The sequence below is a fragment of the Mediterraneibacter sp. genome (assembly GCF_030825015.1).
Lineage (GTDB): Bacteria > Bacillota > Clostridia > Lachnospirales > Lachnospiraceae > Mediterraneibacter.
Genome location: NZ_JAPJQP010000002.1, coordinates 83,516 through 104,624, shown reverse-complemented (window position 1 = coordinate 104,624; position 21,109 = coordinate 83,516). Strand labels below are relative to the sequence as shown.

At 42.8% G+C, this 21,109-nt stretch carries 23 protein-coding genes; 9 read left to right on the top strand and 14 right to left on the bottom strand.

What is annotated here, in order from left to right; genetic code table 11:
- Positions 1-154 precede the first annotated feature (154 nt).
- The 3 genes from RCH61_RS02170 to RCH61_RS02160 all read left to right on the top strand — a co-directional run bounded on the left by RCH61_RS02170 (position 155) and on the right by RCH61_RS02160 (position 2,853).
- Entirely contained in the window at positions 155-2,047 is a 1,893-nt protein-coding gene (locus RCH61_RS02170) for an OPT family oligopeptide transporter (protein ID WP_330692897.1), read from the top strand.
- 96 nt (positions 2,048-2,143) lie between these two features.
- Positions 2,144-2,506 carry a PqqD family protein gene (locus RCH61_RS02165; RefSeq protein ID WP_178007720.1) on the top strand — a complete coding sequence of 121 codons (363 nt, stop codon included), beginning with the start codon at positions 2,144-2,146 and terminating at the stop codon, positions 2,504-2,506.
- Positions 2,506-2,853: a hypothetical protein gene (locus RCH61_RS02160; RefSeq protein ID WP_178007718.1), complete on the top strand. Its 348-nt coding sequence runs from the start codon at positions 2,506-2,508 to the stop codon at positions 2,851-2,853. The genes RCH61_RS02165 and RCH61_RS02160 overlap by 1 nt, the downstream gene beginning before the upstream one ends.
- A 62-nt stretch (positions 2,854-2,915) precedes the next feature.
- Here the strand turns inward: RCH61_RS02160 and RCH61_RS02155 are convergent, their stop codons facing one another.
- From RCH61_RS02155 to RCH61_RS02145, 3 genes are all read right to left on the bottom strand, one after another.
- Positions 2,916-3,731: a PHP-associated domain-containing protein gene (locus RCH61_RS02155; RefSeq protein ID WP_178007716.1), complete on the bottom strand. Its 816-nt coding sequence runs from the start codon at positions 3,729-3,731 to the stop codon at positions 2,916-2,918.
- A gap of 166 nt (positions 3,732-3,897) precedes the next feature.
- Complete coding sequence (locus RCH61_RS02150; RefSeq protein WP_178007714.1) at positions 3,898-4,065, bottom strand: hypothetical protein; 168 nt, start codon at positions 4,063-4,065, stop codon at positions 3,898-3,900.
- 241 nt (positions 4,066-4,306) lie between these two features.
- Positions 4,307-4,483, bottom strand: a complete 177-nt coding sequence (locus RCH61_RS02145) for a hypothetical protein (protein ID WP_178007712.1) — start codon at positions 4,481-4,483, stop codon at positions 4,307-4,309.
- Between the two features lie 351 nt (positions 4,484-4,834).
- On the opposite strand from RCH61_RS02145, the gene asnA reads away from it, so the two are divergent.
- The gene (gene asnA, locus RCH61_RS02140; RefSeq protein ID WP_178007710.1) at positions 4,835-5,845 is read left to right on the top strand and encodes an aspartate--ammonia ligase; all 1,011 of its coding nucleotides are present in this window, start codon (positions 4,835-4,837) and stop codon (positions 5,843-5,845) included.
- A 110-nt stretch (positions 5,846-5,955) separates the two neighbouring features.
- Here asnA and RCH61_RS02135 read toward each other — a convergent pair whose 3' ends face one another.
- Positions 5,956-6,588, bottom strand: a complete 633-nt coding sequence (locus tag RCH61_RS02135; RefSeq protein WP_306479763.1) for a C39 family peptidase — start codon at positions 6,586-6,588, stop codon at positions 5,956-5,958.
- Positions 6,578-8,107: a Na+/H+ antiporter NhaC family protein gene (locus RCH61_RS02130; protein WP_306479762.1), complete on the bottom strand. Its 1,530-nt coding sequence runs from the start codon at positions 8,105-8,107 to the stop codon at positions 6,578-6,580. Before RCH61_RS02130 ends, RCH61_RS02135 begins: the two co-directional genes overlap by 11 nt.
- Positions 8,108-8,351: 244 nt before the next feature.
- Here RCH61_RS02130 and glpK point away from each other — a divergent pair, with 244 nt between their 5' ends.
- Positions 8,352-9,863, top strand: a complete 1,512-nt coding sequence (gene glpK, locus RCH61_RS02125) for a glycerol kinase GlpK (RefSeq protein WP_306479761.1) — start codon at positions 8,352-8,354, stop codon at positions 9,861-9,863.
- A 22-nt stretch (positions 9,864-9,885) separates the two neighbouring features.
- Here glpK and RCH61_RS02120 read toward each other — a convergent pair whose 3' ends face one another.
- The 3 genes from RCH61_RS02120 to RCH61_RS02110 form a co-directional block, all read right to left on the bottom strand.
- Complete coding sequence (locus tag RCH61_RS02120) at positions 9,886-10,827, bottom strand: SufB/SufD family protein (protein WP_178006613.1); 942 nt, start codon at positions 10,825-10,827, stop codon at positions 9,886-9,888.
- Entirely contained in the window at positions 10,817-11,563 is a 747-nt protein-coding gene (locus tag RCH61_RS02115; protein WP_178006614.1) for an ABC transporter ATP-binding protein, read from the bottom strand. Before RCH61_RS02115 ends, RCH61_RS02120 begins: the two co-directional genes overlap by 11 nt.
- A gap of 80 nt (positions 11,564-11,643) precedes the next feature.
- Positions 11,644-12,519, bottom strand: a complete 876-nt coding sequence (locus tag RCH61_RS02110) for a LysR family transcriptional regulator (RefSeq protein ID WP_178006615.1) — start codon at positions 12,517-12,519, stop codon at positions 11,644-11,646.
- A 468-nt stretch (positions 12,520-12,987) separates the two neighbouring features.
- Here RCH61_RS02110 and RCH61_RS02105 point away from each other — a divergent pair, with 468 nt between their 5' ends.
- Both RCH61_RS02105 and RCH61_RS02100 read left to right on the top strand, forming a co-directional pair.
- The gene (locus RCH61_RS02105; protein WP_306479802.1) at positions 12,988-13,374 is read left to right on the top strand and encodes a VOC family protein; all 387 of its coding nucleotides are present in this window, start codon (positions 12,988-12,990) and stop codon (positions 13,372-13,374) included.
- Between the two features lie 43 nt (positions 13,375-13,417).
- Entirely contained in the window at positions 13,418-14,077 is a 660-nt protein-coding gene (locus RCH61_RS02100) for a hypothetical protein (RefSeq protein ID WP_306479760.1), read from the top strand.
- A gap of 124 nt (positions 14,078-14,201) precedes the next feature.
- On the opposite strand, the gene RCH61_RS02095 is transcribed toward RCH61_RS02100, so the two are convergent.
- Positions 14,202-15,488, bottom strand: a complete 1,287-nt coding sequence (locus tag RCH61_RS02095; RefSeq protein WP_306479759.1) for an aminotransferase class I/II-fold pyridoxal phosphate-dependent enzyme — start codon at positions 15,486-15,488, stop codon at positions 14,202-14,204.
- Between the two features lie 347 nt (positions 15,489-15,835).
- Here RCH61_RS02095 and RCH61_RS02090 point away from each other — a divergent pair, with 347 nt between their 5' ends.
- Both RCH61_RS02090 and RCH61_RS02085 read left to right on the top strand, forming a co-directional pair.
- Complete coding sequence (locus RCH61_RS02090) at positions 15,836-16,114, top strand: autorepressor SdpR family transcription factor (protein WP_442920440.1); 279 nt, start codon at positions 15,836-15,838, stop codon at positions 16,112-16,114.
- Positions 16,111-16,761, top strand: coding sequence for an SdpI family protein (locus RCH61_RS02085; RefSeq protein ID WP_306479757.1), 651 nt, complete (start codon positions 16,111-16,113; stop codon positions 16,759-16,761). Before RCH61_RS02090 ends, RCH61_RS02085 begins: the two co-directional genes overlap by 4 nt.
- Before the next feature lie 201 nt (positions 16,762-16,962).
- On the opposite strand, the gene RCH61_RS02080 is transcribed toward RCH61_RS02085, so the two are convergent.
- The 5 genes from RCH61_RS02080 to RCH61_RS02060 all read right to left on the bottom strand — a co-directional run.
- The gene (locus RCH61_RS02080; protein ID WP_306479756.1) at positions 16,963-17,865 is read right to left on the bottom strand and encodes a dihydroorotate dehydrogenase; all 903 of its coding nucleotides are present in this window, start codon (positions 17,863-17,865) and stop codon (positions 16,963-16,965) included.
- The gene (locus tag RCH61_RS02075; RefSeq protein ID WP_306479801.1) at positions 17,865-18,647 is read right to left on the bottom strand and encodes a dihydroorotate dehydrogenase electron transfer subunit; all 783 of its coding nucleotides are present in this window, start codon (positions 18,645-18,647) and stop codon (positions 17,865-17,867) included. Before RCH61_RS02075 ends, RCH61_RS02080 begins: the two co-directional genes overlap by 1 nt.
- Before the next feature lie 100 nt (positions 18,648-18,747).
- Positions 18,748-19,677 (bottom strand): orotidine-5'-phosphate decarboxylase, encoded by a 930-nt coding sequence (pyrF, locus tag RCH61_RS02070; RefSeq protein WP_306479755.1) that lies wholly within the window; start codon positions 19,675-19,677, stop codon positions 18,748-18,750.
- Between the two features lie 319 nt (positions 19,678-19,996).
- On the bottom strand, positions 19,997-20,440 hold the full coding sequence (locus tag RCH61_RS02065) for a DUF2752 domain-containing protein (protein WP_306479754.1): 444 nt from the start codon (positions 20,438-20,440) through the stop codon (positions 19,997-19,999).
- Positions 20,441-20,464: 24 nt separating this feature from the next.
- Positions 20,465-21,109 (bottom strand): CD225/dispanin family protein (locus tag RCH61_RS02060; RefSeq protein ID WP_306479753.1); only part of this gene is annotated, 645 nt, incomplete at its 5' end.

Below are 21,109 nucleotides of genomic sequence, written 5' to 3'. Positions count from 1 at the left end.
AGATTAATAATGTCATAGAAATATTGACAAATTTTGCCTAAATATTACATAAATACAGTTTTTTCTTCTTTCTTTTATCTCCCTAAAGTGATATACTGATATAGACTCTGTTAAGAAGTCGTTAATTTTACAGAAAGGAAAAGGAATGAACATCATGGAAAAGAAAAATGAGTTCAAACCGTATATTCCGGCAGATAAGATTGTTCCGGAGTTTACGGTAACTTCAATCGTGATTGGTATTATCCTTGCAATCGTTTTCGGCGCCGCAAATGCATACCTCGGACTGATCGTCGGAATGACAGTATCAGCTTCCATCCCGGCAGCCGTTATCTCTATGGGTATCATCCGTGTGATCCTTCGTAAGGATTCCATTCTCGAAAACAACATTGTACAGACAATCGGTTCTGCCGGAGAGTCTGTAGCGGCAGGTGCTATCTTCACTCTGCCTGCATTATTTATCTGGGCTGAAGAAGGCAAGATCGCTTTCCCAAGCATGATGACGATCTTTCTCGTTGCACTTTTCGGAGGTGTCCTTGGAATTTGCTTCATGGTACCGCTTCGTCAGGCATTGATCGTTGAAGAACACGGAACACTCCCGTTCCCGGAAGGAACAGCCTGTGCTGAAGTTCTTCTTGCAGGAGAAGAGGGAGGTGCAAAAGCAGGTACTGTATTTGCAGGACTTGGTATTGCAGCAGCTTACAAATTCATCGCAGACGGATTTAAATTATTCCCAAGCGAGATCGGATATGCATTCAAAAGCTATACAGGAGCTCAGATCGGTATTCAGGTACTCCCGGCTCTGGCAGGTGTAGGTTTCATCTGCGGACCGAAGATTTCAAGCTACATGCTTGCAGGAGGTACTTTAAGCTGGTTTGTACTTATGCCGGCGATCGCTCTGTTCGGCGCCGACGCTACGATCTTCCCGGGCTCAGCGCCAATCGCGGAAATGCTCGCAGCCGACGGTCCTTCCGCTCTTTGGAGCAACTACATCAAATATATCGGAGCCGGAGCCGTTGCTGCCGGCGGTATGATCAGCCTCATCAAGAGTTTCCCGCTGATCGTTCGTACATTTAAACAGGCAATGTCCAGTATGTCCAAAAAGCGTTCCAACACAACGCTTGTTCGTACACAGCAGGATCTTCCGATGCCGATCCTTCTCGTGATCCTTTTGGTGATCGTTGTTGCGATCTGGCTCATCCCGGCATTCCCTGTAAGCCCGCTCGGATCACTTATCATCGTTATCTTCGGTTTCTTCTTTGCAACCGTTTCTTCCCGTATGGTAGGTCTGATCGGTTCTTCTAACAACCCTGTTTCCGGTATGGCGATCGCAACATTGATCATCGCTACACTGACTCTGAAAGCAACAGGTACAACAGGTACAACAGGTATGGTCGGAGCAATCGCTATCGGCGGTGTTATCTGTGTAATCGCAGCAATCGCCGGAGATACCTCTCAGGACCTTAAAACAGGTTTCATCGTAGGCGCTACACCAAAGAAACAGCAGATCGGTGAATTGATCGGTGTTGTTGTTTCTGCTGCAGCGATCGGAGGAGTTCTCTACCTTCTGAATGAAGCTTGGTCCTACGGATCAAAAGAACTTCCGGCAGCTCAGGCTACAATGATGAAAATGCTCGTTGAAGGTATCATGAACGCAGAGCTTCCGTGGGGACTTATCCTCATCGGTGTGTTTATCGCAATCGTAGTCGAGATCATGAAAGTTCCGGTAATGCCGTTTGCAGTCGGCATGTACCTCCCATTCAGCCTGAGTGCAGGTATCATGGCTGGTGGAGCTGTACGTTTCCTTGTTGAAAAAGCCAAAGGTACAGCAGAAGAAAAGAAAGCTCGCACAGACAAGGGTGTTCTCTTCACATCAGGTCTTATCGCAGGAGAAGGGCTCACAGGTATCTTACTTGCAGGATTTGCTGTTGCGAAACTTGACCTTACTTTAAGCTTCTCACTTCCACAGATTGGAAGTCTTATCATCTTCATCGCTCTTCTTGCCGGATTGTTCGCACTCTGCATGAAGGCGAAACCTGCTAAAAAATAAGGTTTTAATTACTGATGAGACAGCCCGCAGCTTGCAGGCTGTCTCTTTTTATGATATTATGCTGTAATGACGTTATAGAGAGGATTTACCATAAAAATGAGTAAAAAAGTAAAAAAAGGTGAAAAAAACTATCTTGATTTCATTCCGGTGAAAAACCCGGATATCGAATATGAAACTGATGAAAACGGGATCGTAACTGTCTTCATTGAATGGAAAGGATTCTATCACAGAATTGCCCAAAAAGTATTCCGCCGCCCAAGAGTCAGCGATATCAAAATGGATAAATACGGAAGCTTTATATGGCATGCAATCGACGACACAAAAGACGTACATCAGCTTTCCAAAGAAATGGACGCCGAATTTCCGAAAATGGAAAAGTCTTTATCCAGACTGATCAAATTTCTTGAGATCATGAAAGATAACAATCTGATTTATTGGAAAGGAGAAGAGAAGAAATAATGGTGAAATATATCCCTTATGTATTAATGTTTGCCGTTGCCACGATGATTATCTACGGATGGGGACTTTGGCGCACAATGCGTCAGGGACAGGATTTATCCAATCTGCTTTGTTCCAAAGGGATCGCAAATGTTAAAAAAGCGCTCAAAAAAAACAAATCTCTGACAAGAAAAGAACTTGAGCCGTTTGTGAAGGATTTGACTGCAAAGCAGCCTTTTAACAGTGAACGGATCGGTGTAACCGACCCGAAGGCATTTCTCGACTCCATCCTGCCGTATATGCTGAAACAAAAAATGATCAAAGAAGTAAAGGAAGAAAAAAAAGTTGTCTATCAGTTAAACAAATAACTGATGGACAACTTTTTTATTGCCACATGATCATACAATTCCTACAGCCTCAATAGAAACTGCTAAGAATGATAATACAATTCAATCGGATCAATCGGATCAAAAGGATGTTCTTCCTCCATTTTTTTATTTCTCCCATGGCGTTTCGCCAATTCCCCGCTCTTGTTATACACCCAGAAAGAATAGACAAGAAGCTTATTGATCTTACCAATCTTCTCTTTCGTCGTCTTATTATAGAGCACTCCGCCTGCCTTAAACGGAGTCTTCTTATGAATCAGCGAAATCAACTCTGTCTCGCACGTAACCGGTTCCGGAAGGATCGTATATCCTCGTCCGACACAATCCGGCTTATGAGAATCACTGCCGCCTGTCATAACTTTCCCGTACTTCTTCGCTAATTTCTCCGCGCCGGAATTTGACGCCACAGGCTCACAGCTATTGAACGCTTCTACGAAATCAAACCGTTTCACAATCTCCGGCGACAGATAATACCGTCTCGCATTCGTAAAACTCATATACTTCTCTCCGCACGGATGCGCCGGTCCAAGCACACCTCCGTTTCGGTGCACAAGATCGATCAAAAGCGCCAACGGCATCCCCCGCATCTCAAGCAGCCTCATCTTAACGCCTTCCGGCATAATAACAAGGATATGTCCCGCGTCTCTCGTATCATACTCAATCCCTTTCAATACAACGAAATCCGTATGTTTCTTCCCTTTAATGTTCTCTTTCCAGTACCGGTATCCGTTGTAGGTATCATGATCGGTAATAACCATCCCCTGAAATCCGTGCTTCTTTAAAATCGTAATATACTCTTCCAATCCGACCTTGCTGTCGATCGAACCTTCTTTTACGTGGCAGTGCATATCTATCTTCATACACAAGCCCCCTTTTCCGGTGTAACCACCTGATATTCTTCGTTTCTGCTATTGAAATTTACCGAATCTCTATAGCACTATTATACAGCATTCCTTCAGTTGATTACAACTGTTATACACCGACATTTCATATTTTCCAAAAACGGAAATCATTTCCGTCCATCATTCATCCAACTGCAGATAACGCTTTCCACAGACATGCCGCCCATACAAACATATATACTGCCGGAGAACTTTTCGTCTCTCCGAACGCGAACAAAACCGCCGAAAAAATCATCAAAAACAACCAGATACATATCGAAATATTTCTTACTGTCTTTCTTTTCATTTTCATATAAAACACACCTTTCTCAAATATCCGCCCTTCTAAAATAGCGGTTAAAACCTTATTTTTAAATTCTACCAGCAAAGGTGTGCAATAAATATGACTCTGTAGGCGTTCCGGGATTATAAGCAGCCGCCAAGGTCTCGGGCAAGCCCGGACTTTGACTCGTCACCATTGCAAAAAATCACAATGAAAATGGATGCCAACCAACTGATCTTGATCAACATCCATTTTCAATGTGATATCTCTATCATTCTTTTGTACCTCTCTGTTCTATCTTTTTTGGATAGATTAACTTATGTTCCCGGTGGTCTGTACCTCCTGTTCTTAAATTTCCATCGAACTTCGGTTTCTGATGTTTTACAGCTACAGATTTTACTTCTCTCATAACTTTCTCGTCATTATGATATTTCTCTGCACCTTTCATCTGATCTCCGATCACGATATTCGATGGATGAATAAAACATTTACTAAAATTCTTTCAAAATCAAATCTTTTTGATTTGTTTTTGATTGATTATTTAGTTTGTTTTATTTGTTGACTTTATAATATCACTCTATTTACTATTTGTCAACAATATTTCTAATATTTTTTAAAATATTTTCAAATTATCTGTTATTTATCCATTGTCCGTCTTTTTTACAATTTACTTTCTTTTCTTTCTTTCAATACGGTTGATAAGTTTCGTATCTCAAACCAAATCACAGTTGACTTCTCTTCCCCGCCACATTAAAATAGTACATAAATGTCAATACATCAAAAGAGGAGTGGTTATATAATGGAACATTTAAAAATACCGGAGGGGTACTCTTCTCCGCTTACGATCCGCGAGACAGAGGTCGCTATCAAAGAAGTAAAGGATCATTTCGAACGTGCACTTGCTAAGTCTCTTCATCTGACGCGTGTATCCGCGCCGTTATTTGTTCTTCCGCAATCCGGTATGAACGATAACCTGAACGGCGTTGAACGTCCGGTTTCTTTCGGAATCAAAGAACAGGGCGATGCCTGCGCGGAGATCGTTCATTCTCTCGCGAAGTGGAAACGCTACGCCCTGAAGAAGTACGGTTTTCATTCAGGCGAAGGTCTTTACACTGACATGACGGCAATCCGCCGCGATGAAGATACCGATAATATCCACTCCCTCTACGTTGACCAGTGGGATTGGGAGAAGATCATCTCTAAAGAAGAACGAAACATGGAAACGCTGGAATACACTGTTCGAAAAGTATACAGCGCTTTAAAAGATACTGAAGATTTCATTTCAAGAAGATATAATTATATCGAACCTCTTCTTCCTGATGATATTTTCTTTATTACTTCGCAGGAACTTGAGGATATGTTCCCCGACTGTACTCCAAAGGAGAGGGAACATCGTATTGCCAAAGCAAAAGGGGCTGTTTTCATTTCACAGATCGGAAAAGTACTCGCTTCAGGCGAAAAACATGACGGACGCGCGCCGGACTATGACGACTGGGAATTAAACGGCGATATTATCGTATACTATCCGGTTCTTGATATTGCTCTTGAACTTTCTTCCATGGGAATCCGTGTTGATGAAGAAGCTTTAAGATCTCAGCTCAAAGCCTCCGGATGTGAAGACCGCGCTGAACTTCCTTTCCAAAAATCTCTTCTTGACGGAGAGCTTCCTTATACAGTTGGCGGAGGAATCGGTCAATCCCGTATCTGCATGTACTATTTAAGAAAAGCCCATATCGGAGAAGTCCATTCTTCTATGTGGCCGGAAGAGATCGTTGAAACTGCTTCCGAAAACGGAATCCACTTATTATAAAAAATACGGCAGCCTGCACCTTATCTTTTGCAGACTGCCGATTTTTTTCTTTTTATTTTTCGTCTATATTTTTCTTAATTTTTACTTCTATGTCTATTTTTCCTTCTTTTCTATTTCCCGATTCTTTTTCTCGCAATACCGACTGCCTGCATATGCTGCGCTTTATGCCGATCTTCCACAATTTCTTTCGGATATCGGATACAGCCGTTATTTTCATATGGATCATTAAAATAATACCCACCTTCATCATAGCCGACGAGCAGCATACAATGCTCATTTGAGATCCATGTAAATACCTCTTCTGTATCCAAAAGCTTCCACTGCGGTCCTACGATCGGATCACGCATATTGATACACGCCCAGTAAATGACCGGCATCCCCTGATCGATATATTTTTTGATCAAGTATTCCGTTGTCATTCCGGTTTCATCTGTCACCGTATAATCTTCTCCGATTATCTTCTCAAGGGCACATCGAATAACCGGCGCATAACAACCGAAGGATTCCTCATCATAAGGACTTCCGCAGAAATACCGGCGCGGATCCGGACCATAGATCACCCCGCCTCTTTCTTCAAAAGACTTCTTTTCCAAATAGTTTTGTATAAATTCGTCAACTGTTATATGAACGCCTAAAAACTGAAGCAGCATTACCGTCGATACACTTTCGCATCCGGTCGGATACAGCCTGCTCTGATCGATATACGGCACATTGATACATACTTTTTTCTGTTTATCCGACATTTCCCTTGACCTGCTTTCTGCCGGAAAGGATCCTAAGTCCGGTAAGAACTCCGAGCAAAAGGATCAGACTGATTCCAAGAACGATCCACCATACTTGAATAATTCCCGCAAGAATATATCCTACGAAGCTCACCGTCGCGACAACTGCCGCATACTGCATCTGAGTCGACACATGGTTGATATGATTACTCTGCGCTCCGGCAGAAGACATAACCGTCGTATCCGAAATCGGAGAAATATGATCGCCGCAAACTGCACCTGCAAGAACTGCCGATACAGAGATCGTCATCATCGTCAGATTCGTTGCTCCTGCAAACAAAGCCGTTGCGATCGGGACAAGGATCGCAAACGTTCCCCATGAAGTTCCTGTAGAAAAGGACAGAAAAATTGCCACTATAAATAAGACTGCCGGAATAAAAATACTTGCCGATGCATTCTTTCCTACAACTCCTCCGACAAATTCTGCTAATCCGAGGGCGTCTCCCATTCCCTTCAAAGACCACGCAAAAATCAAGATCGTAACTGCCGGAACCATCAATTTGAATCCTTCTGCCAAACTATCCATGAAGCCTTTGAATGTTACAACTTTTCTCGGAAGATACAAGATCAGCATGAAAAATACTGTGATCATCGTTGCAAAGATCAAACTTGTCTCTGCATCACATCCCGAGAACGCGGTAATAAGGTTCGTCGCTCCTCCCTGAAATCCGGTATAAATCATTGCTCCGACCGCAGACACAATCAATACGGCTACAGGAAGCACAAGATCGATCACTTTTCCGTTCGGATTGATCTCATCTTCTGATACTTGATCAAACTCTTCTCCTCCGCTCGTAAACAGATCTCCCTTCGCCGCATTCATCTCATGCTTTTTCATAAGTCCGAAATCAAATGCTGTCACAGTAATGAAAATAACCATTGTCAAAGTCAAAATCGCATACAAGTTATACGGAATCGTATTCATAAAAAGCTGAAATCCGCTGATTCCCGCGTCTTCCGGCACATAAGAGTTCACTGCCGCCGCCCAGCTGGAAATCGGCGCGATAATGCAGACCGGGGCCGCCGTTGAGTCGATAATATACGCAAGCTTCGCTCTGGACACTTTATATCTGTCTGTTACCGGACGCATTACTGAACCAACTGTCAGACAGTTAAAATAATCATCCACAAAAATCAGCATTCCAAGACCTGTCGTTGCCAAAAGGGCGCTTTTTTTCGACTTGATCTTCGTCCCTGCCCATCTTCCATACGCTGCCGATCCGCCTGATTTTGCCATAAGCACTATGATCATTCCAAGCAAAACGTCAAAAATTAAAATGTTGAGATTCATGCTGCTTTTCATAATATCAAAAAAGTTTACAAATGAATCCCACGGATTAAATCCGCTGTAGAGCATTGCACCTACTGCTACACCGATAAAAAGAGAACTGTATACCTCTTTTGTTATAAATGCGAGCACGATTGCAAGCAGCGGCGGGACAAGAGCCCACCATGTTCCAATAAACATTGATCCGTCCATACTTCACTCTCCATCTCTCTTATTCCTTTTTTCTTTCGCCGATCCGTCCACTACCTGACGGTGTCTTTACGATTATATCATACTTTTTCTTATATCAAAAGCATTTCTCAATGAGAATAGAAAAGGGATGAGAAAATATAGTCTTTTCCTTCTTCAACTGCTATAATAACAATTAATATCTCTATGAAAGAAATTCATTTTTATAAGAACTTAAGGCAGAACAGACTGCTGCAGGAGGTTTATCATGTCAAAATACATTATGTCTTTGGATGCCGGAACAACAAGTAACCGATGCATCCTCTTCAATAAAAAAGGCGAGATTTGCAGTATCGCTCAAAGAGAATTTACTCAATATTTCCCTCATCCCGGATGGGTGGAACACGATGCCGATGAGATCTGGGCAAGTCAGCTGGGCGTTGCAGTAGAAGCCATGAACAAAATCGGAGCGGCGGCAGAAGATATTGCGGCGATCGGAATCACCAATCAACGTGAAACCGCCATCGTTTGGGATCGCAAAACAGGTGAACCAATCTGTCATGCGATCGTCTGGCAATGCCGACGCACCTCTGAATACTGCGACTCCCTGAAAAGAAAAGGACTTACAGAGAAATTCCGTCAAAAGACCGGACTTGTCATCGACGCTTATTTTTCAGCAACAAAAATCAAATGGATTCTAGACAATGTTCCGGATGCAAGAGCGCGCGCCGAACGACAGGAACTGCTTTTCGGGACTGTAGAAACATGGCTCATCTGGAAAATGACAAAGGGACGGGTTCATGTGACGGACTATTCCAATGCCTCCAGAACGATGCTTTTCAATATTAATACGCTTACCTGGGATGATGAAATTCTTGCCGAACTTGACATTCCAAAAAGTATGCTTCCCGAACCAAAACCGTCAAGCTGCATTTACGGCGAGACAGATCCTTCGTTTTTCGGCGGAGCAATCCCTATCGCAGGCGCCGCAGGAGATCAGCAGGCAGCCCTCTTCGGGCAGACCTGTTTTCATCCCGGCGAAGCGAAAAATACTTACGGCACAGGATGTTTTCTCTTGATGAACACCGGAGAAACGCCTGTATTCTCCAAAAACGGGCTTGTAACTACGATTGCATGGGGATTAGACGGGAAAGTCAATTATGCGCTGGAAGGATCTATTTTCGTAGCCGGTGCCGCCATTCAATGGCTCAGAGATGAGATGCGTCTCATCGATTCTTCCGAAGATTCGGAATACATGGCTTCAAAAGTAGATACGACAAATGGGTGTTACGTTGTTCCGGCATTCACAGGACTTGGCGCTCCTCACTGGGATCAATATGCGCGCGGAACGATCGTCGGCATTACCCGTGGAGTGAACAAATACCATATTATCCGCGCGACCCTTGAATCCATCGCCTATCAGGTAAATGATGTACTTGAGGCAATGAGAGCTGACTCCGGCATCGCTCTTTCTTCCCTGAATGTAGACGGAGGCGCAAGCGCAAATAACTTCCTGATGCAGGTACAGGCAGATATTATAAACGCCCCTGTCAACCGTCCTACCTGCGTAGAAACGACTGCCACGGGCGCTGCTTATCTTGCCGGACTTGCTGTCGGTTATTGGGAAAACAAAGAAGAGGTAATCAGCAACCGTTCAACGGATCAGATCTTCCTCCCGTCTGTCAGCGAAGACATCCGCTTAAGCCGTATTAAAGGCTGGAATAAAGCGGTAAAATATTCCTACGGCTGGGCAAAAAACAACGATTCAGAGAACGAATAACCAAAACAGACAAAGACACTGTTTATTTCAGGAAATTCTCAATGATGACAGCTTCCGCTTCCTCTTCGTTCATGCCGAACGTGCGAAGCTTCACAAGCTGCTCATCATTGATCCTTCCGATCGCCGCCTCATGGATAATCTGTGCATCCACATGTCTTGCATTGATCTCAGGAATCGAACTGATCTCTGCCTGATCCATAATAATCGAATCACACTGCACATGTGCATGACACTGATTATTTCCGATTGCCTTCGGATGAAACACTTGCTTTGATCTGCCTTTTCCAACAGATCTGGAGACAATTCTTGCCGAACTGTTCACACCGTTAAGCTCGATCTCCATATTCGAAACTGCGGACTGTTCTTCATCTGTCATCAGTTTTTCTGTCACGAACAGCTTCGCATTATCCCCTAATTCAATATAATTTTCACGTTCTGTACAGTCCACACCGCTGATCTGCGTTGTTTCCAAAGTAAACACCGAATCTTCCCCGACATAGATCTTTGTCACAGGATTCAACGTCTTCTTGCCGGAACCATTTCCCTGTGCATAATGGTTTTCTATATATTTCACATTTGCATGTTTCCCTACATGAAATGCATGAATCCCGTCATGACGAGTCTCGGAACATCCTTCCCCGTGAATTCCGCACCCTGCGATGATCGTCACATCTGCTCCGTCTTCTATATAAAAGTCATTATAAACAATGTCCACACCTTCCTCAGTCATCACAACAGGAATATGAACCTGCTCATCTTTCGCCTCCCCGCTGATATGGATATCGATTCCCTGACGATCCTCTTTCGGAATGATCTGAATATGACGGCTGTCTCCATGGCATACCGCCATTCCATTCAAGCGAAGATTGTACGCGCCTTCCTGTTTAAATCCATAAGAATCAATTATATCCAACACCTGCTGCGTCACTGACTCTTTGCTGCTTCCTTCAAAATCAACACTCATAGAGTTCGCCCCCTTTTTGTTTTCTGCATCCGCAAGACTCCGGCTTCGTTCCGAATAACGTCGGAATGATCTCATCCGCCGTGCCGACCGCTTCTACTTTCCCGTCTCCGATCACCATGATCCGGTCTGCCATACGAATAATTCGTTCCTGATGTGAAATCAGAATCAAACTCTGCTTTTTCTCTCTGTGGATCTGCTCAAACCGTTTAATGAGCATCGAAAAACTCCACAGATCAATCCCCGCTTCCGGCTCATCAAATACGCACACTTTATGATCTTTCGCCAAAACTGTCGCAATCTCAATCCGTTTCATCTCTCCGCCCGAAAGTGTGGCGTCGGCTTCCCTGTCAATATATTCTTTCGCACACAGTCCTACGCTGCTCAACAGCGCACAACATGTTTTATCATCCAGCGTTCCGCCTGCCGCAAGCGAAAGAAGCTGTCTGACCGTCATCCCTTTAAAACGCGGGGGCTGCTGAAACGCAAATCCCATTCCTGCTTTTGCTCTCTCGTCGATCGCATAATCCGTAATTTCCTCTCCGTCAAGAAGAATCTTCCCGCCTGTCGCCCGGTTAATCCCCATAAGCAGCTTTGCAAGAGTCGATTTCCCCCCGCCGTTAGGACCGGTAATAACAAGCATTTCCCCATCTTCTACAGAAAAGCTCACATCTGTTAAAATCTCTGACTGTTTTCCTTCTTCTACTATATTATACGATAAATGTTCTGCCTGTAACATTTCGGAAATTCACTTCCTTTTCTTTATTTTGTTTGTCGCCGGCACAAAATGCCGTGCATTCCTTCTGTTTATTTTTTCCATTACGCCGAAAAATATCGGAAAATCTCTTTATATTTATCCGCATAAAAACTGCCGCGTCTCCAAATAAACGTAAATTCTCGTGTCACATGAAAATCTTCCAAAGGGATCTTAACGAACGTCTTATCTTTCAGTTCTTCCCTGACGGCAGCCTCATATAAAAATGTAATACCGCATTTTGATTTTGTCAACTCTTTGATCGCATGTAAACTTCCGATCTCAACTGTCTGCCTGAAATCACTCACACTCAAGTTACGGGAATCTAAACAGCGCTCCAGCACCTCCCTCGTGCCGGATCCGTCCTCTCGTATCAAAAGCCGTTCTCCGAAAAGATCTTCCAGCCGTCTCGGAGTCTCTGTAAAATGATAATCTGAACTGCATACCGCAATATACGGTTCTTCCGAATATGTCTGGAAATCATACTCACTCTTCTTAAAAAAACCTTCCACCAAGGCAAAATCAATCTCTCCTTCGTCCAGCCTTTTTAGAAGTTCCTGCGTATTTTCTACGATCGTATGAATCTGCGCGTCCGGATAGATTTTCAAATAGTTAAAGATCATCTTCCCTACAAGCACATCTCCGACTGTCCGGGGCGCCCCAAAACGAATCTCTTCTCCCTTGCCTGCTCTTCGCATCTCATCTTGCATCGCATTCTCGTCATGCATCATTGTCAAAGATGCATTTTTCAGAATTTCTCCTGCTTCTGTCAGCTCAAGTTTCTTCCCCTCATAGCGGAACAGCTTCACATGATAATGCTTCTCCAAAAAACGGATGTGCTGCGATACCGCCGGCTGGGTAATATTTAATTTTTCTGCCGCCCGTGTGAAATTCATCTCCCGGCATACTGTCAAAAATGTTTCCATCCTAAAATCCAGCATACGCATCCCCCATGAAACGTCTTTCTCCTGCTCCGTTCCTTCATACATACTTCTTTATATATACTTCTTTATACATAAAAGCAGCGGGCGGTGTTTTCACCGAACATCCGCCCGAGCTCTATAAGAATTACTCCCTGCATTCAATTATAACATATATTTATTATTATATAAATATTAATAATTTTATTTTATATATTTTTTATGATATCGTATTACCATAAACAAGACAGGCTTTTGCTGCTGGGTCGGAATATCCCTTGTAAGTCTCGGAATGCAGCATATGATGGGAATTGGGTGATTTTCCCCAGTACAGCATTTTCCTGTGAAATCCTGTTTTAAATTGCGCATCTTTCCAAAAACTGATATACTATCCATAAATATTCAGAAAACAAAAAGGAAACGATATTCGTTATGTCAACAAATCATTTTCTGAAAAAACGATCAAGAAAACTGCAGTGGGGTATACGCATGAAATTAAAAAACATTTTGCTTGTTGTAAAAGATATCGAAAAATCAAAACAGTTTTATCACGATTTATTCGGTCTGGATATGATCCTCGATAATGACGGCAATATGATCCTGACAGAAGGCCTTGTCCTTCAAGACGAGAAAATCTGGACGAAATTTTTAGGAAAAGAAATCCTTCCGAAAAGCAATTCCTGCGAACTATATTTTGAAGAGAAAAATATCGAAGCATTTATCAAAAACTTAGAAAAGTTATACCCGTCAATTCAATATGTTAACCGTCTCACAACACATAGCTGGGGACAAAAAGCAGTCCGCTTTTATGATTTGGACGGCAATTTGATTGAAGTCGGAACACCCATGAAGTCTGAAAGTGCAGTTATAAATTAGAAGCAGTACCAACCTCACACTCATTAAGAAAGGAAGCGTCATTTTGATAGATAAGCATATACAGCAAACGACAGTGATAGGCGGTGATGACGGTCCTGTAAGTATTTTTATTGCCGGAAAAAGCAATGATTATAAAAAGCCGTTAAAGAATCGGCTAAAAAATAAGATATATCAGCTGCGGCGAAAACGGGCAGAAAAAAAAATTCAGCCCGGAACGCATACAAAAGAAGAAACGATTATTTATGCCCAGGAGAAATACAGCTTTCTCCCGATCAGCCAAACTCACCGGAAATATAAATGCGAAAAAAAATGCGCGAAAGAAGGAATCATCTGCAACCATAGACCCGAACTATTAGGGGATCTCTTACATATTTCAACCCCCGATATTTCCGATGAAAAATCATTACAAAAGTTCCATGCATTACTACAGGAAAGAGAACAAAAAATTGAATCTATTCCGGATGAAGAAGTACCTATGGATTTTCAAATGTACGAATTAGTTATAGGAAACGGATATTTGGAAATGACATTAGATTTTCGCTGGGATCTATTTGGGGTAAGCTACGGAGGCGATCGAAGACAGATGAAACGTTTTAAACGCATTGCCCAAGATTTATATTCTTATTATGGTGTAACAGAAGATGATATTCAAAATAAAACGAAACGGTATTCTGCATTAGTTTGTGCATTGACCGATTTTTGATTTCCAAAAAAGAGGGGATCGTTTCAACATAATCTAAAACGATACCCTCTTCATTTTTATTTATTCTGTATTTTCATTACTCTATTATTTGCAAAATTTCTTATTTTTCTCCGCCAAACTCATTTTATAAATTTCCAAGTAATTTATCGATGCTTACGAGCTTCACACTCAGCACAAAAATTTCTGCTGCAACTGACAATTCTTCCGCCGTCGGATAGGACGGAGCAATACGGATATTGCTGTCATGGGGATCTTTTCCATAAGGGAATGTCGCGCCTGCTCCGGTCATGACAAGACCTGCCTCTTTCGCTTTCGCAACAATCGCTTTCGCGCAGCCTTCCATTGCATCAAAAGAGATAAAATATCCGCCGTGAGGAGCGATCCATGATCCGATCTCCAGCCCTCCTAATTCTCTTTCAAGGACATCCAAAACCGCTTCAAATTTCGGGCGGAGAATGTCAGCGTGTTTCCTCATATGTTCTACGATTCCGTGAATATTTTTGAAAAATCTTACATGACGGAGCTGATTAACTTTATCATGTCCGATCGTCTGAACTTTCATCATATTGCGGACGTCTTTTAAGTTCGCTTCAGACGCCGCCATCGCAGCAATACCTGAACCCGGGAAGCTGATCTTAGAAGTTGAAGAGAACTTGTAAACCATGTCAGGATTTCCAGCTTTTTTACATTCCATTAAAATCTCAAGAAGATAGTCCTGCTTATCTTCATACAGATGATGTACGCAATATGCGTTATCCCAAAAAATACGGAAATCTTTTGCAGCCGGTTTCAGATTTGCAAAACGGTACACTGTGTCATCAGAATATGTGATACCCTGCGGATTGGAATACTTCGGCACACACCAGATTCCTTTGATCGATTCATCTTCACTGACAAGTTTTTCCACAAGATCCATATCCGGACCTGTCGAAGTCATCGGTACGTTGACCATCTCTATTCCGAAAAATTCTGTAATCGCAAAATGTCTGTCATATCCCGGAACCGGACATAAGAACTTCACTTTATCTAATTTACACCACGGCGTATTGCCCATAATTCCATGAGTCATAGCACGGGCAACTGTATCATACATTACGTTTAAGCTGGAGTTTCCGAAAATGATCACATTATCTTTCGGCACTTCCATCATATCTGCAAGAAGCTGCTTCGCCTCATCAATTCCATCAAGGTTTCCGTAATTTCGGCAGTCTACTCCGTCTTCACAGATCAGATTTGCATCTCCGGCAAGCACTTTCATCATATCCATTGACAAGTTCAACTGATCCGCAGACGGTTTTCCTCTGGACATATCCAGTTTTAATCCTTTTTCTTTTACTTCCCCAAAGCGCGCTTCTAATCCGCTCTTTAATTCTAACAGCTCTTCTTTACTTAAATCTTTATACGCAGTCATTGCAGGACTCCTCCGTTTTGTTTTTTTCATCACTGTATCGTATTGTATACATTTTTTGATGTTTCGTCAATGCTTTCCGTCATTTTTTGTGTTTAAAAAACGATTTTCAAGGATATTCTATGATGATTTTGAAATTTTTTACCATTTTTCATTCATATTCCGACATGACAACTACATTTTTCTTTGTTTTCAAATCATTCCCTGCATTTCTGTATTTTATAATGGCAAAAACAATTTAGATTTTTTTCTAAATAGATATTGACTTTCCTTTCCTCCGGTGTTATAAGGTATTTAGAAATATTTCTAAATACTTTTCATGTAAATCAGGAGTTAAAATATGAGGAGGGATGTTCTTGAGCTTTGCTGAAACTTTTAAAGCATTATCCGACCCGGCAAGGCGGGAAATTTTGGAGCTTTTGAAAAAGGGACGCATGTCTGCCGGCGAAATTGCAGGGCATTTTGATATGACCCATGCAACAATCTCCTATCATCTGAAGATTTTAAAAAATGCAGACTTGATCCGGGAGACCCGTGAGAAAAATTTTATTTTCTATGAACTGAACCTTACTGTACTGGAAGAAATTATGGTATGGATTTCAGACTTGAAAGGAGAAAAAGAGTCATGAAAAAATATAAAAACACAATTATCATTACAACTTTGGTTACTCTGCTGCCCATTCTGATCGGATTATTCCTTTGGAATCAACTCCCTGATACGATCGCCACACACTGGGGAAGCGACGGAACAGCGAACGGCTGGTCTAATAAGAGTTTTGCAGTATTCGGGATGCCGCTCATCCTTACTGCGCTCCACCTCATTTGTCTCTTCATCACTTTAAATGATCCGAAGAAAAAGAACATCCATAAGAAACCGATGGCGCTCCTTTTTTGGACAGTTCCCGTCATCTCACTTATGTGCAGCTGTGCAACTTATCTGATCGCATTAGGAATTAACTTTAGCATTGAAATCTTTGTATCTGCCCTGATCGGTGTCTTTTTCATCGTTCTCGGAAACTATATGCCGAAGCTGCAGCAAAACTATACGGTAGGAATTAAACTTCCGTGGACACTGAACAGCACCGAAAACTGGAATCGCACGCATCGCCTCGGCGGAAAACTTTACATCGTTATGGGCATTGCTATGATTTTAATGACCTTTACAGACAGTCTGTTCGGAAGTGATGCCGCAATGTGGATTATCCTGACTGTAATTATGATCGGCACGATTGTCCCGACCGCCTATTCTTTTATCCTTTATAAAAAAGGAATCTGATAAACAGCTTCTAATAGAATACTCTTATCAAATAGGGATAGCCCGTACAGAAATGATATTTTCTGTTCAATCACCTGCAGTGCCAAAAGGCACATTCCGGGATCGGAAGCGGTCACCATGCAAAAAAATAACGTCTGACAGCAATTTCATTCTTCTGTCAGACGTTATTTTCAATTCAAGTCTTTCTATATATTCTTTTGATTATTTTACGATTCCAACCATATCCGCAACGTTTTCAAATCCTTGCTGCTTCATATATTCTTCAATTCCATCCACAACCTTCATGGTCACTGCCGGATCGAAGAAATTTGCTGTTCCGACAGACACTGCGCTTGCTCCCGCAAGGATCATCTCAATGGCATCTTCTGCAGACGCAATTCCTCCCATTCCGATGATCGGAACGCTGACAGCATTTGCCGCCTCATATACCATACGGACAGCAATCGGATGAATTGCCGGACCGGACACTCCGCCTGTTTTATTTGCCAAAACAAATGCTTTTCTATTCACATCAATCTTCATTCCTGTCAAAGTGTTGATCAAAGATATTGCATCCGCGCCTCCTGCTTCCACTGCTTTTGCCATCTCGGAAATACTTGTGACATTCGGACTTAATTTCATAATGATCGGTTGTTTTGCATACTTTTTCACCGCTTTTGTAATCTCTTCCGCCGCATTCGGATTCTGACCAAACGCGATTCCACCCTCTTTTACATTCGGGCAGGAAATATTGATCTCAAGCATGTCGACATCTTCATTCGCCAAACGTTCAACAACCTCACAATAATCTTCCGTAGATCTTCCGCATACATTTACAATGATCTTTGTATCATACTTTCTGAGAAACGGAATATCTCTGTCACAAAACATATCAATTCCCGGATTCTGCAGACCGACCGCATTCATCATTCCCCCGTAAGTTTCTGCTACCCTCGGAGTCGGATTACCTGTCCACGGAATATTGGCAACTCCTTTTGTCGTCACTGCCCCAAGCTTGTTCAGATCAACAAAATCAACAAATTCAGCTCCGGATCCGAATGTACCGGATGCAACTGTGACCGGATTTTTCCACTCTACTCCTGCAATCGTCACTTTTGTATTCATCAGATCTCTACCTCCGTTGACAAAAATACCGGACCATCTTTGCAGATCCTTTTGTTATTCACGTTACTGTGATGATCTTTTTCTTTTGTTTTGCATACACAGGCAAGACATGCCCCGATTCCACATGCCATACGCTCTTCCAAAGAAATATAGCATTCGATTCCATTTTCTTCTGCATATGTCTTGATCGCGCGAAGCATCGGAGTCGGTCCGCATGCATAAATAATGTCCGCTTCCAATCCCTTTTCCCGGATTGCATCCATCACATTTCCTTTTGTTCCTGCACTTCCGTCCTCTGTAGAAATGTACACTTCGCCGTTCTGTCTAAACTCTGTTTCCAGAAATGTCTCTTCGTTTCGGTAACCGACGATGATCTGTTTTTTATCACATCCCATCTGTTTTGCCAGTTCCAAAATCGGAGGCACGCCGATTCCTCCGCCGATCAGAAAAGCACGTTTTCCTTCCGCCTTCTCCACCGGGAATCCGTTTCCGAGAGGTCCGATCACCGGAATCGTATCGCCTTCTTTCATTTGGGAAAAAAGCTCTGTTCCTGTATTCTCTCCTGTCACACGATATACGACACGCAGCGCCCCATTCTCCTTGTCAATCTCACAAATACTGATTGGACGAGGAAGAAGTTTGCTTCCATCGTTCGTATACATTGAGATAAACTGTCCCGGCTTTGCAGTGTTTGCCGCCTCCGTTTTGATCCACATACTATATATTCCATGAGCGATCTCCTCTTGTGAAATGACCGCTGCATTTTCCTTTTCTCTTGTCATATGTGTCATATGCTCCTTTATTCCAAATTCTTCATTACCGACCCTTTCTTTCAGATCTCTTAGATCTTCCTTCAGATCGTTTCTGTTTTCTTCCAACGTCTTATTTTGCGGATTCAAGCGCTCCACTAATATCTGCGATCATATCCTCTACGGCAGCTCTGGAAGCATCTCCAAAATGATCTGCGCCAAACTTCGCATATGCCTCCTGCTTATATGCCGCAATGATTCCTCTTGAAGAGTTCACGATCGCACCAAGTCCATCTTCATTAAAGAAATGAACAAGATCTTTTCCTTTACCTCCCTGAGCGCCATATCCCGGCACGAGAATATAGGATTTCGGCATGATCTTTCTAAGAACTTTTCCCATCTCCGGATACGTTGCTCCGACAACCGCGCCGATATAGCTGTATTCATCGCCCATACACTCTGCGCCCCACTGTGCAACCTTCTCCCCTACAAGTTCATACAACGGTCGTCCGTCGATGAGACGATCCTGGAATTCTCCGCTGGAAGGATTGGACGTTTTCACAAGGATAAACAATCCTTTTTTCTGTTCTTTACACACATCCACAAACGGATTCACTCCGTCAGATCCAAGATATGGATTGACAGTTGCAAAATCTTCATCAAACGGAACGTATTCTTTTGATCCGACTTTTACCTTTCCAAGATGTCCAACCGCATATGCTGCTGATGTAGAACCGATATCTCCTCTCTTAATATCGCCGATAACAACGAGGTCTTTTGACTTACAGTAATCTACGGTTTTCTTGAATGCGGCAAGTCCCGGAACTCCGAACTGTTCGTACATCGCGATCTGCGGCTTCACAGCCGGAATCAGATCATATGTCTTATCCACGATCTCTTTATTAAACTGCCAGATTGCCTCTGCCGCTCCTTCCAAAGTTTCTCCGTACTCAGCAAACGCTTTTTCCTGAACATGCTGCGGAATATAATTAAGCATCGGATCAAGACCTACCACGATCGGCGCTTTTGTCTTTTTAATCTTTTCCACTAATTTGTTAATCATACAAGTATCCTCCGTTTTCCCGAAAATCTGTTTCTCTGTTATGCAAAGCGTCTGCTTTACACATTTTCAGAACTTTTTGTCTTTTTCATTTTATCACAATATCTTACCGACTTCTATACTAAAATCTCGTCTGAATCACCCGCGTCAGGTAAAGCGGTTTTTTCGCAAATAAAACGGACGCTTAAGGAAATCTCCCAAGCGCCCGCTGATACATCTTTTCTTTTTCTTATCCTGCTGATTTTTATTCTGTATTTTTTATTCTGCTTTATCCGACTTGCTTTTCTCTGTAAAAACAATCGTTCTTCCATTCGCCGTCTCTTTAAAATAATTCAAACAAACCGCCCGGCACAAGCAAATTAAACGGATATACCGGAATATTTCTTACGATTCCAAACAGCAGAACAAAAATCAGTATTCCGGCAACGAATTTCGCACTGATCTTCTGATCAACATGATCTCCTCCCGTAATCGCCCAGTCAACTGCTCTTGCCGCCACATAAAGTCCCAAAAGAGGAAGCAGCACCGTCATAACCGGATTATAGCAAAACGCGTCTAAAAACTTTCCGTGCAGAAGCGAATAACCGGCTCTGCCCGCGCCGCATCCGGGACAATAAAATCCGGTCAAAGAATAAAAGATACACGGCAGCGGATAACTGTACGGATTATGAAAATACAAGTAAACCGCCCCTGCAAGTGCAGCTGCCGCCGCTCCTGCTACGATCAATATCCGCAGACTTCTTTTTTTACGCAATCGTTCTAACATCTGTTTCCTCTGCTTTACAACCTCTTAGTAATAGTAATATCCGCCTGCGCCTCCGATAAATATGAAGATGATATAAATTACTTCTACAACAAGACCTACTACAGCAGATGCGATAATCCAGATCTTCGCTGTCTTCGCTGCGCTCTTCGCTTCCTCATAGTTGCCGGCCGCCATTGCTGAATTAATCTTCGCCGCATACACAATTCCTACAATACCAAACGGAAGACAGCAGCATAACGTACAAATAATGGACAGTACAAGATACGGAACCCAGTTAATCGGCTGCTGCGGTACTTGTGTATTCTGATAAGGCGCCTGATTCTGATAAGATGTCTGGTTCTGATATCCCGTGTACTGCTGATCTGCATTTGGGTCTGAATAAGACTGTCCTGCTCCATAATAAGAATTATTCTGTGCAGATGTATACGGATTCTGCGGCTGTGCTTCCTGATATCCATTTTCCGCAGATGCCGCTTTCGGTTGAATCGGCTCTTCTGCCTGTGTCTGCTGAATCGACTCTGTCGGCTCTTCTGCCTGTGCCGGCTGTACCGGTTCTGTCGGCTCTTCTGCCTGTGTCTGCTGTACCGGTTCTGTCGGCTCTTCTGCCTGCACCGGCTGTACCGGTTCTGTCGGCTCTTCTGCCTGCACCGGCTGTACCGGTTCTGTCGG

Excerpts from the sequence above, each read along its gene's own strand:
- RCH61_RS02170 (WP_330692897.1), top strand. The coding sequence starts at position 155 with ATGGAAAAGAAAAATGAGTTCAAACCGTATATTCCGGCAGATAAGATT.
- RCH61_RS02165 (WP_178007720.1), top strand. The coding sequence starts at position 2,144 with ATGAGTAAAAAAGTAAAAAAAGGTGAAAAAAACTATCTTGATTTCATT.
- RCH61_RS02160 (WP_178007718.1), top strand. The coding sequence starts at position 2,506 with ATGGTGAAATATATCCCTTATGTATTAATGTTTGCCGTTGCCACGATG.
- RCH61_RS02155 (WP_178007716.1), bottom strand. The coding sequence starts at position 3,731 with ATGAAGATAGATATGCACTGCCACGTAAAAGAAGGTTCGATCGACAGC.
- RCH61_RS02150 (WP_178007714.1), bottom strand. The coding sequence starts at position 4,065 with ATGAAAATGAAAAGAAAGACAGTAAGAAATATTTCGATATGTATCTGG.
- RCH61_RS02145 (WP_178007712.1), bottom strand. The coding sequence starts at position 4,483 with ATGAAAGGTGCAGAGAAATATCATAATGACGAGAAAGTTATGAGAGAA.
- asnA (WP_178007710.1), top strand. The coding sequence starts at position 4,835 with ATGGAACATTTAAAAATACCGGAGGGGTACTCTTCTCCGCTTACGATC.
- RCH61_RS02135 (WP_306479763.1), bottom strand. The coding sequence starts at position 6,588 with ATGTCGGATAAACAGAAAAAAGTATGTATCAATGTGCCGTATATCGAT.
- RCH61_RS02130 (WP_306479762.1), bottom strand. The coding sequence starts at position 8,107 with ATGGACGGATCAATGTTTATTGGAACATGGTGGGCTCTTGTCCCGCCG.
- glpK (WP_306479761.1), top strand. The coding sequence starts at position 8,352 with ATGTCAAAATACATTATGTCTTTGGATGCCGGAACAACAAGTAACCGA.
- RCH61_RS02120 (WP_178006613.1), bottom strand. The coding sequence starts at position 10,827 with ATGAGTGTTGATTTTGAAGGAAGCAGCAAAGAGTCAGTGACGCAGCAG.
- RCH61_RS02115 (WP_178006614.1), bottom strand. The coding sequence starts at position 11,563 with ATGTTACAGGCAGAACATTTATCGTATAATATAGTAGAAGAAGGAAAA.
- RCH61_RS02110 (WP_178006615.1), bottom strand. The coding sequence starts at position 12,519 with ATGCTGGATTTTAGGATGGAAACATTTTTGACAGTATGCCGGGAGATG.
- RCH61_RS02105 (WP_306479802.1), top strand. The coding sequence starts at position 12,988 with ATGAAATTAAAAAACATTTTGCTTGTTGTAAAAGATATCGAAAAATCA.
- RCH61_RS02095 (WP_306479759.1), bottom strand. The coding sequence starts at position 15,488 with ATGACTGCGTATAAAGATTTAAGTAAAGAAGAGCTGTTAGAATTAAAG.
- RCH61_RS02090 (WP_442920440.1), top strand. The coding sequence starts at position 15,836 with ATGTTCTTGAGCTTTGCTGAAACTTTTAAAGCATTATCCGACCCGGCA.
- RCH61_RS02085 (WP_306479757.1), top strand. The coding sequence starts at position 16,111 with ATGAAAAAATATAAAAACACAATTATCATTACAACTTTGGTTACTCTG.
- RCH61_RS02080 (WP_306479756.1), bottom strand. The coding sequence starts at position 17,865 with ATGAATACAAAAGTGACGATTGCAGGAGTAGAGTGGAAAAATCCGGTC.
- RCH61_RS02075 (WP_306479801.1), bottom strand. The coding sequence starts at position 18,647 with ATGACAAGAGAAAAGGAAAATGCAGCGGTCATTTCACAAGAGGAGATC.
- pyrF (WP_306479755.1), bottom strand. The coding sequence starts at position 19,677 with ATGATTAACAAATTAGTGGAAAAGATTAAAAAGACAAAAGCGCCGATC.
- RCH61_RS02065 (WP_306479754.1), bottom strand. The coding sequence starts at position 20,440 with ATGTTAGAACGATTGCGTAAAAAAAGAAGTCTGCGGATATTGATCGTA.